This window comes from Kitasatospora sp. NPDC088264 (genome assembly GCF_040685715.1).
Taxonomy (GTDB): Bacteria; Actinomycetota; Actinomycetes; order Streptomycetales; family Streptomycetaceae; genus Kitasatospora.
The window spans coordinates 34,798-48,901 of record NZ_JBFBIR010000043.1; the positions used below are offsets into that span (position 1 = coordinate 34,798).

16 protein-coding genes are annotated in these 14,104 nt (G+C 74.7%); 9 read left to right on the forward strand and 7 right to left on the reverse strand.

Annotation, left to right across the window (positions count from 1 at the left end):
• The first annotated feature begins 4 nt into the window (after nt 1–4).
• A complete protein-coding gene (locus tag AB0O82_RS27255; protein WP_363586560.1) occupies nt 5–277 on the forward strand; it encodes a DUF3099 domain-containing protein in 273 nt (90 codons plus the stop codon).
• 3 nt (nt 278–280) lie between these two features.
• Here the strand turns inward: AB0O82_RS27255 and AB0O82_RS27260 are convergent, their stop codons facing one another.
• Nucleotides 281–643, reverse strand: a complete 363-nt coding sequence (locus AB0O82_RS27260) for a DsrE family protein (protein ID WP_063348267.1) — start codon at nt 641–643, stop codon at nt 281–283.
• Between the two features lie 348 nt (nt 644–991).
• Between AB0O82_RS27260 and AB0O82_RS27265 the strand changes: the two genes are divergently transcribed.
• From AB0O82_RS27265 to AB0O82_RS27275, 3 genes are all read left to right on the forward strand, one after another.
• A complete protein-coding gene (locus AB0O82_RS27265; protein WP_350885173.1) occupies nt 992–1,594 on the forward strand; it encodes an FABP family protein in 603 nt (200 codons plus the stop codon).
• Between the two features lie 106 nt (nt 1,595–1,700).
• On the forward strand, nt 1,701–2,165 hold the full coding sequence (locus tag AB0O82_RS27270; RefSeq protein WP_363586561.1) for a transcriptional repressor: 465 nt from the start codon (nt 1,701–1,703) through the stop codon (nt 2,163–2,165).
• Nucleotides 2,166–2,175: 10 nt separating this feature from the next.
• The gene (locus tag AB0O82_RS27275) at nt 2,176–3,138 is read left to right on the forward strand and encodes a glycine cleavage T C-terminal barrel domain-containing protein (protein ID WP_363586562.1); all 963 of its coding nucleotides are present in this window, start codon (nt 2,176–2,178) and stop codon (nt 3,136–3,138) included.
• A 19-nt stretch (nt 3,139–3,157) separates the two neighbouring features.
• Here AB0O82_RS27275 and dtd read toward each other — a convergent pair whose 3' ends face one another.
• On the reverse strand, nt 3,158–3,598 hold the full coding sequence (gene dtd, locus AB0O82_RS27280) for a D-aminoacyl-tRNA deacylase (RefSeq protein ID WP_363586563.1): 441 nt from the start codon (nt 3,596–3,598) through the stop codon (nt 3,158–3,160).
• A 500-nt stretch (nt 3,599–4,098) separates the two neighbouring features.
• On the opposite strand from dtd, the gene AB0O82_RS27285 reads away from it, so the two are divergent.
• The 3 genes from AB0O82_RS27285 to AB0O82_RS27295 all read left to right on the forward strand — a co-directional run bounded on the left by AB0O82_RS27285 (nt 4,099) and on the right by AB0O82_RS27295 (nt 6,166).
• Entirely contained in the window at nt 4,099–4,737 is a 639-nt protein-coding gene (locus AB0O82_RS27285) for an ABC transporter substrate-binding protein (RefSeq protein WP_363586564.1), read from the forward strand.
• A gap of 74 nt (nt 4,738–4,811) precedes the next feature.
• Nucleotides 4,812–5,774, forward strand: coding sequence for an asparaginase (locus AB0O82_RS27290; RefSeq protein WP_363586565.1), 963 nt, complete (start codon nt 4,812–4,814; stop codon nt 5,772–5,774).
• 182 nt (nt 5,775–5,956) lie between these two features.
• Complete coding sequence (locus tag AB0O82_RS27295) at nt 5,957–6,166, forward strand: dodecin (protein WP_063348261.1); 210 nt, start codon at nt 5,957–5,959, stop codon at nt 6,164–6,166.
• A 61-nt stretch (nt 6,167–6,227) separates the two neighbouring features.
• On the opposite strand, the gene AB0O82_RS27300 is transcribed toward AB0O82_RS27295, so the two are convergent.
• The 3 genes from AB0O82_RS27300 to AB0O82_RS27310 are packed head-to-tail and all read right to left on the reverse strand — an operon-like array spanning nt 6,228 to nt 9,057.
• On the reverse strand, nt 6,228–7,043 hold the full coding sequence (locus AB0O82_RS27300) for a heme ABC transporter ATP-binding protein (protein WP_363586566.1): 816 nt from the start codon (nt 7,041–7,043) through the stop codon (nt 6,228–6,230).
• Nucleotides 7,040–8,101: an iron ABC transporter permease gene (locus AB0O82_RS27305; protein ID WP_363586567.1), complete on the reverse strand. Its 1,062-nt coding sequence runs from the start codon at nt 8,099–8,101 to the stop codon at nt 7,040–7,042. Before AB0O82_RS27305 ends, AB0O82_RS27300 begins: the two co-directional genes overlap by 4 nt.
• Complete coding sequence (locus tag AB0O82_RS27310) at nt 8,098–9,057, reverse strand: ABC transporter substrate-binding protein (protein WP_363586590.1); 960 nt, start codon at nt 9,055–9,057, stop codon at nt 8,098–8,100. The genes AB0O82_RS27305 and AB0O82_RS27310 overlap by 4 nt, the downstream gene beginning before the upstream one ends.
• 269 nt (nt 9,058–9,326) lie before the next feature.
• On the opposite strand from AB0O82_RS27310, the gene AB0O82_RS27315 reads away from it, so the two are divergent.
• Both AB0O82_RS27315 and AB0O82_RS27320 read left to right on the forward strand, forming a co-directional pair.
• A complete protein-coding gene (locus AB0O82_RS27315) occupies nt 9,327–10,892 on the forward strand; it encodes an HtaA domain-containing protein (RefSeq protein ID WP_363586569.1) in 1,566 nt (521 codons plus the stop codon).
• Between the two features lie 57 nt (nt 10,893–10,949).
• Nucleotides 10,950–12,608: an HtaA domain-containing protein gene (locus AB0O82_RS27320; protein WP_363586571.1), complete on the forward strand. Its 1,659-nt coding sequence runs from the start codon at nt 10,950–10,952 to the stop codon at nt 12,606–12,608.
• A gap of 94 nt (nt 12,609–12,702) precedes the next feature.
• Here AB0O82_RS27320 and AB0O82_RS27325 read toward each other — a convergent pair whose 3' ends face one another.
• Both AB0O82_RS27325 and AB0O82_RS27330 read right to left on the reverse strand, forming a co-directional pair.
• A complete protein-coding gene (locus tag AB0O82_RS27325; protein WP_363586572.1) occupies nt 12,703–13,371 on the reverse strand; it encodes a biliverdin-producing heme oxygenase in 669 nt (222 codons plus the stop codon).
• Between the two features lie 215 nt (nt 13,372–13,586).
• Nucleotides 13,587–14,078, reverse strand: a complete 492-nt coding sequence (locus AB0O82_RS27330; protein WP_063348256.1) for an inorganic diphosphatase — start codon at nt 14,076–14,078, stop codon at nt 13,587–13,589.
• Nucleotides 14,079–14,104: the final 26 nt, after the last annotated feature.

Here is a 14,104-nt window from a genome sequence, read left to right on the forward strand (position 1 = left end):
AGACGTGCAGACAAGGCGGCGGCGGCATTACTACTTCGCCCTGATGGGCGTCTGCCTGGGCCTGTTCGTGCTGGCCTGGGGCGTGGTGAGGTTCTTCTCCGTGCCCGCCGCCATCGGCATGTGCGTGGTCGCGATGGTGATCCCGCCGGTCGCCGCCGTGTTCGCCAACAAGCGGGACCCGGACGACGACTGGTGGAACGACCCGCGCTGGGACGACCCGAAGTGGGACGAGCCCGGCCACGACCGGGACCGCCCCGACCACGAGGAGCACCCGTAGCCGTCAGTAGACGAGTGCCTGGACGTTGTCCGCCATGATCTCGCTGACGAAGACCTGCGCGCCCGCGATCCGGACGCCCTCGACGGTGTCCTGCTGCACGATCCCCCGGCGGGCCGCACACTGGGTGCACAGCGTCACCGAGCCGCTCGCGAGGATCGCCTCCAGCAGGTCCGGAAGCGGTGCCGCGTGCGGCAGTTCGAACTCCGCCGCCCGCCCCGGCAGGGCGAACCAGGAGGACTCCCCGGTCAGCCAGAGCGAGACCTCGATCCCGCTGGCGACGGCCACCGCCGCGACGGTGAACGCCTGCGAACACCGCTCCGGCGCATCGGCCCCGGCGGTGACCTTGATGACGAGTTTCTTCGACATGGCGCCACCTTAGAGGGCTCGCGGCCCCCGCTCGCCGTCATCCCGGGATCCCTTGGGGAAACCTTGGACGGCGGAGGAGAATCGGCGCGAACGATGACGTGGTGGGGCTCACCGCGACCGGTCGATGACCGGCGGATAGAGTGAGCGGCAGCAAAATCCACCACACTGTCGCCGCCTGGGAGCCACCCGTGTCCGGTCTGGAAATCTTCTTCGACGGTCTGCTGGCCCTCATGGCCGTGCTGATCACCTGGTTCGCCATCTTCTCGGTGATGAAGCTCTACCAGGGCCAGCGCTGATCCTGCCGTACGGTTGAGGCAGCCCACACCGACGACGACAGCGACCAGGAACATGATCGAGATCCCCTCTGACCTCCACAAGGACGTCGTCCCGCTCGCCTTCCTCCTCGGCACCTGGGAGGGCGCGGGCGTCTATGCCCCGTTGCCAGATGAAGAGGGCCCTGGCACCGAGAAGTGCAACTTCGGCCAGGAGATCGTGATCCGGCACGACGGCCGGCCCTTCCTGGAGTTCCGCTCCCGCACCTGGGTGCTGGACAACGAGGGCGAGAAGGTCCGCCCGCTGGAGAACGAGCACGCGTTCTGGCGCATCACCAGCAACCACGACGGCACCAGCGGCGTCCGCGGGATCGAGATCTCGTCCGTCCGCGACGACGGCACCGTGGAGATCTGGTACGGCGAGCTGGCCGACGGCAAGCCGCAGATCGACGTCTCCACGGACGCGGTCGCCCGGATCGAGGGCTCGCCGGAGTACTCGGGCGGCAAGCGGCTGTACGGTTTCGTCAACGAGGAGCTGCTCTGGGTCGGCGAGAAGGCCGCCCCGAACGTGCCGCTGCGCCCGTACATGTCGGCCCAGCTGAAGAAGGTGCTCAGCCCGGCCCAGCTGATCAAGGACATCAACGACCTGCCGGACGACGGCATCGCGTTCTTCAAGTGAGCCCGGCGCTCCGCTGAGCGGTACGGCTTTCGCGTGAGGTAGGGACCGGCCGCCGGCCGGTCCCTACACTTGCCTCAGGACCCCCGACCTTGGCAGGGACAGCACCGTGGCGGACACCGGCACCACCGACTGGCAGCTCTCCGGCGACTGGAAGGCCGACCTGCGCGAACGCGGCTACCGGCTGACCCCGCAGCGGCAGCTCGTACTCGAAGCCGTCGACCGCCTCGACCACGCCACCCCCGACGAGATCCTCTGCCACGTCCGGCAGACCGCCAGTGGCGTCAACATCTCCACCGTCTACCGGACCCTGGAGCTGCTGGAGGAACTCGGCCTGGTCTCGCACGCCCACCTCGGCCACGGCGCCCCGACCTACCACCTGGCCGGCCGCCACCACCACCTGCACCTGGTCTGCCGGGACTGCGACAAGGTCTCCGAGACCGGCACCGAGATCGCCGAGCCGCTGATCCGCAGCCTGCGCGAACAGCACGGCTTCGACACCGACCTCAAGCACTTCGCCATCTTCGGCCGCTGCGCCGACTGCACCGCCAAGCTCGCGGACGGCCGGTCGTAAGCTGGCCGGTATGAAGAGCCCGCTGCTGAGCCTGCCCGGAGCCGTCCCCGCCGAAGGCGCCGACGAGGGCGTCGCCGCCCACTACGGCGACATCTTCCGCGAGCAACGCAACCTCGCGCGGGGCACGGGCTTCGTGGACCTCTCGCACCGCGGCGTGCTCACCGTCACCGGCCAGGACCGCCTGGCCTGGCTGCACCTGCTGCTCACCCAGCACGTCAGCGCGCTGGCGCCGCAGGAGGCCACCGAGGCGCTGGTGCTCTCCCCGAACGGGCACGTCGAGCACGCGCTCTACCTGGTCGACGACGGCACCACCACCTGGGCGCACGTCGAGCCGGGCACCCAGGAGGCGCTGCTGGGCTACCTGGAGAGCATGAAGTTCTTCTACCGGGTGGAGGTCGCCGACGCGACCGCCGAGTACGCCGTGGTGCACCTGCCGGCGGGCTCCACCGCCTCCGTCGAGGGCGCCGCGGCGGTGCGCGAACTCCCGTACGGGCGCGACCTGTTCGTGCCGCGCGCCGAGCTGGCGAAGCTGACCGCCGGGTACGGCCCGGCGGCGGGGGTCTGGGCGTACGAGGCGCTGCGGATCGAGGGCCACCGGCCGCGGCTGGGCTTCGAGACCGACCACCGGACCATCCCGCACGAGGTGGACTGGCTGCGCACCGCCGTCCACCTGCAGAAGGGCTGCTACCGCGGACAGGAGACCGTCGCCCGGGTGCACAACCTGGGCCGGCCGCCGCGCCGCCTGGTCTTCCTGCACCTGGACGGCACCGAGGAGACGCTGCCCCCGCACGGGACGCAGGTGCGGCTGGCCGCGGAGCCGGACGGGCGCCCGCTCGGCTTCGTCACCTCCTCGGCCCGCCACCACGAGCTGGGGCCGATCGCGCTGGCGATCGTCAAGCGGAACGTCCCGGTGGACGCGGTGCTGCTGGCCGGGACGGTGCCGGGCACCCAGGACGTGATCGTCCCGCAGTAGCCCGTGCGCCCGGCAGCGGTCAGACCTCCACGAGGACGGTGAACGGGCCGTCGTTCACCAGAGCCACCTGCATGTCGGCGCCGAACCGGCCCGTCTCCACCTTGGCGCCGAGCGCGCGCAGTCGGGCGACCACCTCGTCCACCAGGGGCTCGGCGACCGGGCCGGGGGCGGCGGCGTTCCAGGTCGGGCGGCGGCCCTTGCGGGCGTCGCCGTAGAGGGTGAACTGGCTGATCACCAGCAGCGGGGCCCCGAGGTCGGAGCAGGACTGCTCGACGCCCTCGTCGTCGGCGGGCAGCAGCCGCAGCGTCCACAGCTTGCGGGCCAGCTGGGCGGCCTTGGCCGGGGTGTCCTCGTGGGTGACGCCGACCAGGACGCAGAGTCCGGGCCCCTCGATCGCGCCGACGGTCTCTCCGGCCACGGTCACCCTGGCCTCGGTCACTCGCTGCACCACTGCTCGCATGCCGCCATTGTGCCGGAGGCCCGGAGCGTGCCCGACGGGCACCCGGCGCCGTGCCCGACGGGCACCCGGGGCGTGCGGGAGGGGCGCGTGTACAGGTGGTGCACGCTGGGTGGTGCGCGCCTGCGCGGGGTCGGGCGCCGCTCTTCCTGCGGAAAGGTCCGGTCATATCAGCCACCCCCGTTCGCCAGGGGGCCGTTCGGGTGCACGGGCGGTGCGCCCGCGCCGGGCGGGGTGGCACGCTGGTGGACCGTACGGAGGGCCCGGCGCGCCATATGGTCCGCCGCACCGGGCCGGGCTCGGCCGGGCGGTCGAGCCCGTAGGTCAGGCGTTCTGGCGGCATCGCCCCGGTGGGTGGTTCCGGCCGGGAACCGGAACCTTCGGGGGCGGCCGGGCGTGCCAACGGACGGGACGCGTGAGCCCGTCGGGGGACGGGCCGGACCGGCGGCAGGGACGCAGTGCCGCGAGCGGGCGGGATCGGACGACGGCAGGTGGGTTGGTTGATGGACGCGAGCAGCGCGGCGTGGGACCGGTCCGGGCACGTGGCGGAGGTCGCCGGGGGCGCCGGGGCCCTGGGCACGGCGATAGAGCCCGATCTGGAGCGGCTGGGCCTGGACCAGCTGCGGATCCTGCGCCGGGAGACCCTGGAGCAGGAGGCCGACCTCTCCTACCTGCGGCGGCTGCTGCACGGGCGGATGGACATCCTGCGCGCCGAACTCGACCGCCGGCCCGGCGGTCCGGTCCGGGCGGCCGGGCCGGCCGGGGCGGGCGGGCCGGCCGGGGCGGGCGGCGCCGACGGGCCCCCCGGCGACCTGCTGGACCGCCTCCCGGCCATCCTGACCGACGCGCCCTCCACCGTGCGGCGCTCGGCCCGGCACGTCACGCTCGGGCCGCCGCGCGGCCACGAGTCCCAGCTGGAGGCGGCCGAACTGATGGGGGACGTCCAGCTCGCCGACCTGGCCGCGCACCCGGCGGAGGAGCTGCTGGCCGCGCTGGAGCGGCTGCGCGCGCACGAGCGCGAGGTGTCCGGGCGGCGGCAGCGGCTGCTGCGGACGGCCGACGGTTGCAGCGCGGAGATCACCCGCAGGTACCGTGATGGGGAAGCACGGGTCGAGGACCTGCTCGCAGGGGGGCCGCTCTGACCGGGTGAGGTACCACGGGCGGGCGGGGCCCGGCTCGCCCCCCGGTCCACCCTCACCCCCGGAAGGCTCCCGCCATGTCCCAGTCCGCCACCCCGCCCGTCGTCCTCGCCGAGGTCATACGCTCGGGCTTCACCGAGGGCCGCCACCACGGCTCCCTGGTGCTGCTCGCCGCCGACGGCTCGGTGGAGTTCGCGCTCGGCGACCCCGACGCGCCGGTCTTCCCCCGGTCGACCGCCAAGCCGTTCCAGGCGGTGGCCACGCTGCGGGCCGGGCTGGCGATCGAGGGCGAACTGCTGGCGCTGGCCGCCTCCAGCCACTCCGCGGAATCGTTTCACCTCGACGGTGTCCGGACCATCCTGAGCTCCGCGGGGCTCGACGAGTCCGCCCTGCGCACCCCGGCCGACCTCCCGCTCGACGAGACCGAGGCGGAACTGCTGCTCGGTTCCGGCGGCCGCCGCGCCCCCGTCCTGATGGACTGCTCCGGCAAGCACGCCGGCTGGCTGGCCGCCTGCGTCGCCAACGGCTGGGACACCGCGAGCTACCTCGACCCCGGGCACCCGATCCAGCGGCTGGCCCGTGAGGCCCTGGAGGAGGGCACCGGCGAGACCGCCACGCACGCCGGGGTGGACGGCTGCGGCGCGCCGCTGCTGGCCGTCACGCTGACCGGCCTGGCACGCGGCTACCGCGGCCTGGTGCTGGCCGCCGAGGGCACGGCGCCCCGCCGGGTGGCCGACGCGATGCGCGCCCACCCCGAGTACGTGGCCGGCACCCGCCGGGCCGACACCTGGCTGATGCGGGCCGTCCCCGGCGCGCTGTCCAAGATGGGCGCCGAGGCCGTCCAGGTGGTGGCGCTGCCGGACGGGCGGGCGCTCGCCTTCAAGATCGACGACGGCGGCGAGCGGGCCCGCGGCCCGGTGCTGGCGGCCGCGCTGCGCCGGCTCGGGGTGACCGGCGCGGACGAGACCGTCGAGCGGATCGGGGCGGCCCCGCTGCTGGGCGGCGGTGCCCCGGTCGGGCAGGTGCGGGCGGCCTTCTAGCGGCCTCCGCGGCCTCCCTCGGCCGCCCCGGGGTGCGCCGGCGGCCTCCCCGGGGCCTGCCAGGGGCCTGCCGGCGGCCTTCCAGGGGATGCGGGGAGGCCGGAGGCGGCCGTCGGCGTGCGGGCGGAGCGGTGGCGGTGCACGGTGGACCGGGGGCCGTCGCACAGCTGAGGGAGTCCGCCATGACTGACCACGTGTACCGGGTGACCGAGATCGTCGGATCCTCGACCGAGAGCGTCGACGCCGCGATCCGCAACGGGGTGGAGCGGGCCTCCCGGACGCTGCGCAACCTCGACTGGTTCGAGGTGACGCAGGTCCGGGGCCACCTGGAGGACGGCGGGGTGAAGCACTACCAGGTCGGGCTGAAGCTCGGCTTCCGGCTGGAGGACTGAGCCCGCTTCCGCGGCCCGCCCAGGCCCGTCCGCAGCCCCGCCGCGCCGGCCCCGCGCCCGGTCAGCGTTCGGGCAGCACCAGCGGCACCCCGGTGCGCGGGTGCGCCAGCACCTCGACCGGGTGGCCGTACACCTCGCTGAGCAGCGGGGCGCGCAGCACCTCGGCGACCGGCCCGTCCGCGACCGTCGCCCCGGCGTTCAGCAGTACCACCCGGTCCGCGTAGGCCGCCGCCAGGGACAGGTCGTGCAGCACCACGACCACGCCGTCCCCGGCGGCGGCGCGCTCCCTGGCGACCCGCAGCACCAGCTCCTGGTGGCGCAGGTCCAGGGCGGCGGTCGGCTCGTCCAGGAGCAGCAGCGACGCGCGCTGGGCCAGCACCCGGGCCAGTGCCACCCGGGCCCGCTCGCCGCCGGACAGCGCGGTGAACGGGCGCCCGGCGAAGGCGGCGGACTCGGTGGCGGCCATCGCCTCGGCGACCACGGCCTCGTCCTCGGCGGCGGACGCCGTGCCGGTCCAGGGGGCGCGGCCCATCCGGACCACCTCGTCGGCGGGGAACGGGAAGGACAGCGCGGCGGACTGCGGCAGCAGCGCGCGGTGCAGGGCGAGCTCGGCGGCGCCGTAGCCGGCCAGCGGGCGGCCGCGCAGCCGGACCTCGCCGCCGTCCGGCCGGACGTCGCCGGCCAGGACGGACAGCAGGGTGGACTTGCCGGCGCCGTTCGGCCCGAGCAGCGCGACCACCTCTCCGGCGGCGACCCGCACCGACGCGCCGTCCAGCAGGGCGCGCCCGCCGATGGTCAGCCGGACGGTCTCGGCGGTCAGCAACTCGGTTCCGGGCAGGGGCCGTTCGGGCACCTGCCGGGGGGTTCGCAATCTCATGCCCAGCCTCCCTGCCGACTCCTGGTCCGGCGCAGCAGCCAGAAGAAGAACGGACTGCCGATCAGTGCGGTGAGCACCCCGAGCGGCAGCTCGGCCGGCTCGGCGACGGTGCGGGCGGCGAGGTCGGCGGCCACCAGGACCAGCGCGCCGCCGAGCGCCGAGGCGGGCAGCAGGAAGCGGTGGCCGGGCCCGGCCAGCATCCGCAGCAGGTGCGGGACGACCAGCCCGACGAAGCCGATGATGCCGCTGACCGCGACGGCCGCGGCGGTGAGCAGCGCGACGACGGTGATCAGCACCAGCCGCATCCGCTCGACGTCCACCCCGAGGTGGCGGGCCGGGCGTTCGCCGAGGGCCAGCAGGTCCAGCTTGCGGGCGTACAGCGGGGCGACGGCCAGGCCGACGGCGGCGAACGGCAGGACGGCGAGCACCTTGCCCCAGGTGGCCTGGGAGAGCGAGCCGAGTTGCCAGAAGGTGACCTGGCTGATCGCGGCGGAGTCGGCGGTGAACAGGAAGATCCCGATCAGCGCGCCGCAGAAGGCGTTCACGGCGACCCCGGTGAGGATCAGCGTGACCACCTCGGTGCGGCCGCCGGAGCGGGCCATCAGGTACACCGCGAAGACGGTCAGCAGGCCGCTGGCGAAGGCGAAGGCGGTGATCGTCCAGCTGCCGAGGGCGTCCAGGCCGAGCACGATGCAGGCCACCGCGCCGACCGCGCCGCCCGAGGAGACGCCGATCACGGCGGGCTCGGCCAGCGGGTTGCCGAACACGCCCTGCATCAGCGCCCCGGCGCAGCCGAGCGAGCCGCCGACGAGCAGGGCGAGCACCACCCGGGGGAGCCGGACGTTCCACAGCACCGACTCGGGCACCCGGTCCAGGGCGTGCCCGCCGAGGCCGAGCCGGTGGGCGGCGGAGGCCAGGATGTCGCCGAGCGGGATGCGGTAGGCGCCGATGCCGGCGGCGAGCAGGGCGCAGAGCACCAGGGCGGCGGCGAGCCCGGCGGTGATCAGGGTGGTCCTGCTGACGGCGGGCGCGGTCTTCGCCCGTACGGCGGTGGTCACTTGGCGTCCGCCGGGTAGAGCTGGGCGGCGATCTCGCGGAGCACCTGGGGGGTGCGCGGGCCGTAGCTGAGCAGTTGGCCGTCCTCGATCGAGACGATCCGGCGGTCGAGGCCGGCCGGGGTCTGGGCGACGCCGGGCAGCTTGAGCAGGCCGTCGACGCCGCCGACCGAGTCCAGGCCCTTGCTCATCACGAGGATGGCGTCGGGCGCGGCCTTGACCAGGGCCTCGCTGGTGAGCGGGGTGAAGTCGCCGGTGAGGCCGGCGGCGGTGCCGGCGTCCTGGCCGCCGACCGCCTCGATCAGCGAGCCGGCGCCGGAGGCGGGCCCGCCGAGCAGGTAGACGGAGGCGCTGCCGCGCAGGTAGAGGAAGGCGACCTTGGGGTGGCGGGCGGCGGCCGGGGCGGCGGCCCTGGCCTCGTCGATCCGCTGTTCGGTGCGTTCCTTCAACTGCCGTCCGGCGTCCGGGACTCCGAGGGCGGCGGCGACGGTGTCGATGCGCGGGCCGACGTCGGCGAGCCGCTTGGCGTCGTCCAGGACGAGCAGCGGGACGCCGGCCGCGCGGATCTGCGCGATGGCCTCGGCCGGGCCGGTGGAGCGGTCGGCGAGGACGACGGTGGGGTGCAGCGACAGCACGCCCTCGGCGGACACGTCGTGGGCCTGGGTGATCACCGGCAGGGCGGCGGCCTGCTGGAAGGTGGTGGAGACGTCCCGGGCGACCACCTTGGGGCCGAGGCCGAGGCTGAACACCAGCTCGGAGAGGCTGCCGTTGAGCGGGATGATCCGCTCGGCGCTGGTGACGGTGACCTGGCGGCCGTCGGCGGAGGCGGTGGTGGCCGGGAGCTGCGGGACGGGTTCGACGGGCAGCGGTTCGACCGCGTCGGGGGCCCGGGAGGAGCTCGCCGCGTCTGCTCCGCCGGCGGTGCCGGACGGGCCGCAGGCGGTGAGGGCGAGCAGCAGGCCGAGGGCGAGCAGCAGGCCGAGGGCGAGCAGCAGGAGGGCGGGCCCGCGGGCCGCCCCGGTTCGGATCGTACTGCTGCTCAACGTGCTTCCCTTCACTGGGAGTTGTCGCCGCTCCGGTCCTGGTGGAGGGGTCGCGGCGGGACTCTTGACTCATATATTAGGTTAGCCTTACCTGAGTTCCGCAAGGGGGTCGGCGCCACGCCCGACCCCTCCCTTGCCGCGTCCTTCACCGCCACTGACCGCACCCCGCCGAGGAGTGATCCGCCGTGCCCCTGTCCAGCCGGCTCCGCCGTCTGGCCGCCACCCTGGTGGCCGCCCTCGCCGCCCTGCTGGCGGTGGGCCTGTCGCCCGGCCCGGCGCACGCGGCGGAGGGCAAGGTCGCCGGCGGACGGCTGGACTGGGGCATCAAGCAGTCCTTCCTGACATACATCACCGGGCCCATCGCCAAGGGGAGTTGGACGCTCAACGGCGGCGCGGCCACGGTCGGCGGCAGCACCTTCCGGTTCCACTCCGCGACCGGCGGCTACGACCCGGCGACCGGTGCGCTGACCGCCGCCTTCTCCGGCGGGGTCCGGTTCACCGGGCACCAGGAGAACGGCGCCAACGCGCTCGACCTGAGCCTCGGCCGGCTCACCGTCCGGGCCGTCCAGGGCGGCGCGGCCGGGCTGTACGCCGACGTCAGCAGCAAGTCCAAGGACACCGGGCAGGTCAGCAGCGCGAGCCAGGCCAAACTGGCCGAGCTCTCACTGGCCGGCGTCGACCTGCGCGGCGCGGCCGGCACCCTGACGCTCAGCAACGTGCCGGGCACCCTCACCGACGCCGGGGCCAAGGCCTTCGGCAACTTCTACCCCGCCGGGACGGCCCTGGACCCGCTCACCCTCTCGGTCAACCTGCCCGCCGCGCAGCCGACTTCGTCGACCCCGTCGCCGACCGCCGCGGCCACCCCCTCGGCGGCCGCCGTGCCGACGCCGTCGGCGACCGCGGAGACCCCGACCGCGGAGACCCCGACCGCCCCGCCCGTCGCCCAGGCCCCCGCCCGGACCGAGTTCGCGAACGGCGCCCTCGACTGGGGCGTGCGCCGCACCTTCCGCGACTACGTCACCGGCGCGATCGCCCAGGGCCGCTGGGAACTCGGCGCCGGCGCGGCGGACGGCGGCGCCTACTTCCGCTGGACCCCGGCCAAGGGCGGCTACGACCCCGCCAACGGCGACCTCACCGCTGCCTTCACCGGCACCGTGCGCTTCACCGGCCTGCGCAGCGGCGACACCTACGGCCTGGACCTCACCCTCGCCAACCCGGGCGTCACCGTGGCCGGAGGCCAGGGCCGACTGGTCGCGGACGTCTCCGGCCGGACCCCGGACGGCGCCACCCAGCAGCTCACCGGCGTCGAGCTGGCCGCCTTCGACCCGGCCGGCCTCAAGCCCGAGGGCGGCCTGCTGAAGGCCGTCGAGGTGCCGCTGAAGCTCACCGAGGGCGGCGCCAAGGCCTTCGGCGGCCTCTACCCGGCCGGCACCGAGATGGACCCGCTGAGCTTCGCCGTCGCGCTCGACCCGGCCGCCGCGCTGCCCCCGCTGCCCGACCTCGGCAGCGCCCCGGCCACCGCGCCGAGCGCCACCGCGACCCCCGCCACCGGCCCCTCCGCCGCGCCCGTCGCCGCCGCCTCCTCCCCGGGCGGCTTCCCGGTGGCGGCCGTGGCCGGCGGCGCCGTGCTGGTGGCCGCGCTCGCCGTGACCGGCGGCCTGCTCGTCCGGCGCCGCCGCGCGGCCGCCGCGTCGGGCGCGGGCGCCGACGGCGGCCCCGGTGCCGCGCCGGGCCCCGGCGACGCGGCCTGACACCCCGGAGCGTCCCCCCGCTCCCTCCCCCCGCCCCATCCGAACGGAGTACCCACCATGTCCCGCAACCGCACCCGGCTGGCCGCCCTCGCGGCCGCCACCGCCGGCCTCGGCCTGACCGCCCTCGGCGCCCCCGCACTGGCCTTCGGCGCGGGTGGTCCCGGCAGCGTCACGTACGACACCGGCTCGCTGGACTGGGGCGTGAAGGCCAGCTTCCGCAGCTACGTCAGCGGCCCGGCCTCCCAGGGCGGCGCCATCGAACTGACCGGCGGCGCCACCACCAACGCCGACGGCACCTTCCACTTCGGCCTGGCGAACGCCACGTACGACCTCGCCACCCACGCGCTGAGCTCCTCCTTCACCGGCGGGGTCCGCTTCACCGCCCACCACGGCGCGCTGGACGTCGCCCTCAGCGACCTCAAGGTCACCACCGCCGGGACGACCGGCACGCTCACCGCCGACACCGCTTCCAAGGAGTCGATGGGCGCCACCGAGGTCACCCGACGGGACGACGTGCCGCTGGTGACGTTCACCGTCGGGCGGGACACCACCACCGGGGTGCCGACGGCGGCGAAGCTGACCGAGCAGGGCGCCAAGGCCTTCGCGGGCTTCTACGCGGCCGGGGCGGACATGGACCCGCTGTCGCTGCTGCTGAAGCAGAGCCCGGCGACGCCGTCGCCGACCGCCACGGCGACCGCCACCGCTTCGCCGACGGCCCCGACCCCGACGTCGACGCCGTCCGCCACGGGCACGCCGACCGCCTCGCCGTCCGCCACCGGCACGCCGACGGCCACGCCCTCCGCCACGCCGTCGGCCACCTCGACGCCGTCCGCGACGCAGTCGCCGAGTGCCACCGCCTCGCCGTCCACGAGCGCCACCCCGTCCGCGACCGGGACCCCGGCGCCCACCGGCGCCCCCGGTCGGCTGCCCGTGCTGAACGGGACCCTCGACTGGACGGTCAAGGAGAGCTTCCGCGCGTACCTGGCCACCCCGATGGCGAGCGGCAAGGTCGAGTTCGGCGGCGGCGCGGCCGACTACCGCTTCGGCGGCGCCACCGGCGGCTACAACACCGCCGACCACTCGCTGACCGCCGCCTTCGACGGCTCGGTCCGCTTCCTCGGCCACCCCGGCAAGGACGGCTGGGCGCTCGACACCACGCTCTCCAAGCTGGGCCTGACGATCGACCAGGGCGGCGCCTTCCTGACCGCCGACGTGAACGGCAAGTCCCCCGACGGCAAGGCGACGTCGCTGAGCGGCGCGCGGATCGCCAAGCTGGACGTGCCCGCCTCCGCCCTGAAGCCGGTCAACGGCGTGGTGACGCTCTCCGGCGTCCCGGCCACGCTCACCGCCGAGGGTGTCCCGGTGTTCTCCAACTACCCGGCGGGCACGGCCCTGGACCCGGTCAGCGCCACCCTGGCGTTCGACAAGGACGCCAAGCTGCCGGCCACCCCGCCGACCGCCGGGTCCGGTGCCGGTGCCGGTGCCGGTGGCGCCAACCAGCCTGCCGGAGGCCAGGGTTCGGGCACCGGCACGGTCGGCGGCGCCTCGCTGACCACCGGCGGCGGCCTGGCCGGTGCGGGCGGTGCGGGCGGCGTGCTGGCCGCCACCGGTTCGGAGACCCCGGTGGTCCCGCTGCTGGCCACCGCGGCCGGTCTGCTGCTGGTCGGCGGCAGCGCCACCGTGCTGGTGCGCAACCGGCGCGGCGCGCGCTCCTGACGCACCCCCGGGACGCGCGGCGGCCCCGGCGAGCAACCGCTCGCCGGGGCCGATCCGTTGGCGCACCCGGGCGGGTGCGCCTCAGGAGAAACGTTCAGGCGCTCAGGGGGTAGCGCGCGTCCAGGTCCCGGAAGACCGCGCCGTTGAGCACGAAGGCCCGCTTGCACTCCTCGACCACCCGGCGCCGCTCCACCTCGTCCATCGCCAGCCCGGCGGCGTCCAGCCGGGCCCGGTACTCGCGCTTGAAGGCGGCCGGATTGTCGACCTCCTCGAAGACGTAGAACCGCACGCCGTCGCCCTTGCGCTCGAAGCCCCAGGTCTTCTCGGCGATGCCGCGGATGATCTGACCGCCGGACAGGTCGCCCAGGTAGCGGGTGTAGTGGTGCGCGATGTACCCGGCCGGCCACGTCTCGGCCAGCTCCTCCACCCGCGCGACGTACGCGGCGGTGGCGGGCAGCGGCGCCAGGCCGTCCCGCCAGTCCGGCCCGCGCAGGTGCGCCAGGTCGCGCTCGATGGCAGCGGTGCGCAGCAGCGCCCGGTCGATGAAGGGCCCGGCGAGCGGGTGCTCGGCCAGGTGTCCGGCGCGGTTCTCCAGGGCCCGGTAGACGTACCAGAGCTGGCCGGTGAGGTCGGCGTAGGCCTCGACCCCGAGCCGTCCGCCCAGCAGGTGGCTCATGAACGAGGACTGCTCCGCAGCCTCGTGCTCCTCGCTGCTGGCGGTGCGGAGCGCGGTGGAGAACGGGACGGGCTCGGGCGTGGGCATGCGGCCTCCAGGATCGGATTCGGCCCCGACTGTTTTGGTTAGCCTAACCTAACAAGCCGTCTTGCCGACAGGCTGTCGGCAAGACGGCCGCGCCCGGCCCCGGACACGGCGAAGGCCGGGGCCCGCGGACGAATCCGCGAACCCCGGCCTCCGGCTGCCCCGACCTACCTCGAACTGCTCAGAACTATCTGATCGAACGAGATCGGAACGACGGCTCAGTGACCGCCCTGCTCCGCCAGACGCTTGATCGAAGCGGTGACCTCGGCCTCGGCCTCGGCGCGGCCGACCCAGTTGGCGCCCTCGACGGACTTGCCGGGCTCCAGGTCCTTGTAGACCTCGAAGAAGTGCTGGATCTCCAGGCGGTCGAACTCCGACACGTGGTGGATGTCCCGCAGGTGCTCCCAGCGCGGGTCGGTGGCCGGAACGCACAGCAGCTTGTCGTCGCCGCCGGCCTCGTCGGTCATCTGGAACATGCCGATGGCACGGCACTTGATGAGGCAACCCGGGAAGGTCGGCTCGTCCAGGATCACCAGCGCGTCCAGCGGGTCGCCGTCCTCGCCGAGCGTGCCCTCCACGTAGCCGTAGTCGGCCGGGTAGCGGGTCGAGGTGAAGAGCATCCGGTCGAGCCGCAGCCGGCCGCTCTCGTGGTCGACCTCGTACTTGTTACGAGAGCCCTTCGGGATTTCGATAAGGACGTCGAATTCCAACGGTTCCTCCAAGGTAGGGACTGACA

What these genes read in the sequence shown, in the direction of transcription:
- AB0O82_RS27260 (WP_063348267.1), bottom strand. Translation starts at nt 643, where the DNA reads ATGTCGAAGAAACTCGTCATCAAGGTCACCGCCGGGGCCGATGCGCCG.
- AB0O82_RS27265 (WP_350885173.1), top strand. Translation starts at nt 992, where the DNA reads ATGATCGAGATCCCCTCTGACCTCCACAAGGACGTCGTCCCGCTCGCC.
- AB0O82_RS27275 (WP_363586562.1), top strand. Translation starts at nt 2,176, where the DNA reads ATGAAGAGCCCGCTGCTGAGCCTGCCCGGAGCCGTCCCCGCCGAAGGC.
- dtd (WP_363586563.1), bottom strand. Translation starts at nt 3,598, where the DNA reads ATGCGAGCAGTGGTGCAGCGAGTGACCGAGGCCAGGGTGACCGTGGCC.
- AB0O82_RS27285 (WP_363586564.1), top strand. Translation starts at nt 4,099, where the DNA reads ATGGACGCGAGCAGCGCGGCGTGGGACCGGTCCGGGCACGTGGCGGAG.
- AB0O82_RS27290 (WP_363586565.1), top strand. Translation starts at nt 4,812, where the DNA reads ATGTCCCAGTCCGCCACCCCGCCCGTCGTCCTCGCCGAGGTCATACGC.
- AB0O82_RS27295 (WP_063348261.1), top strand. Translation starts at nt 5,957, where the DNA reads ATGACTGACCACGTGTACCGGGTGACCGAGATCGTCGGATCCTCGACC.
- AB0O82_RS27300 (WP_363586566.1), bottom strand. Translation starts at nt 7,043, where the DNA reads ATGAGATTGCGAACCCCCCGGCAGGTGCCCGAACGGCCCCTGCCCGGA.
- AB0O82_RS27320 (WP_363586571.1), top strand. Translation starts at nt 10,950, where the DNA reads ATGTCCCGCAACCGCACCCGGCTGGCCGCCCTCGCGGCCGCCACCGCC.
- AB0O82_RS27325 (WP_363586572.1), bottom strand. Translation starts at nt 13,371, where the DNA reads ATGCCCACGCCCGAGCCCGTCCCGTTCTCCACCGCGCTCCGCACCGCC.